1 protein-coding gene is annotated in these 1,011 nt (G+C 36.8%); it reads left to right on the top strand.

Annotated elements, in window-relative coordinates:
- Nucleotides 1-542: 542 nt before the first annotated feature.
- Nucleotides 543-1,011 (top strand): hypothetical protein (locus AB1422_19640; GenBank protein ID MEW6621515.1); only part of this gene is annotated, 469 nt, incomplete at its 3' end.

The following is a 1,011-nucleotide window of genomic DNA, read 5'->3' as shown; positions in this document are numbered from 1 at the left end:
CGTTTTTCCACAACCACCTTTTTGATTAGCAATGGCTATAATTCTGCACATAATTCACCTCCATCCGTTAAGTTCCAAAGTTCGGAATTTATTATACCATATTTTGTAGATAAATGTAAAGAAAAAATTTCGACCTGTGAAATAGGTCGACCTGGGAAAACAAAATTATACCACTCTACTTGGTGTCCGAAAAGGAGATAGGGAGATTAAGTGAGTAAGCGGATTAAGCGGAAAAAAATGGGAAAAAATAAATAAATCCGTTTAATCCGTGCGACAAATTTTTAATAGTAAGGGGATTTAATAGTAAGCGGATTTAGCAGATTGAGCAGATTTTTTTATTTTTTTCCGCTCAATCCGTTCAATCCGCTTACAATAAAAAAATGTAATCTGTTTAATCAGCTTACAAAAAAATTCGACCTATTTCACAGGTTGAAAATTTTTGCTACTCTCAAAATAAAGGGGAAGAGAGTAAATGAAAAAGATTTTATCTATAATTGCTGTAGCATTGCTACTAAATAATATAGGGTTATCAACAATAGCAAGTGAAATCGTCAGCTATTGGAAATTATATAGGAGTAGACATAACTGGTTTTCCGGATAATGGCACTCAGTACTGGTGGCGAGTGAAGGCAGGTAATTCATTAGGCTGGAGTTCATGGTCTTCGGAATGGAATTTTACTAATGGACCAAGTAGCCCTCCTGATCCACCCACATTAAGCTCTCCTCCAAATGGTTCTAATGCTCCTGGAACTGTAGTTCAATTCAGATGGAATCCTTCCCCCAGAGCAAATAATTATTGGTTACAGGTATCATTAGACAGCGGATTTACTAAACTTGTGTTTGATAAAACTATTGGAAATTATATAGGAGTAAACATAACTGGCTTTCCGGATAATGGCACTCAGTACTGGTGGCGAGTGAAGGCAGGTAATTCATTAGGCTGGAGTTCATGGTCTTCGGAATGGAATTTTACTAATGGACCAAGTAGCCCTCCTGATCCACCCACATTAA

This window comes from bacterium (assembly GCA_040757115.1).
In the GTDB taxonomy this organism is placed as follows: Bacteria; UBA9089; CG2-30-40-21; order CG2-30-40-21; family SBAY01; genus JBFLXS01.
This window is presented reverse-complemented; position numbering and strand designations above follow the sequence as displayed.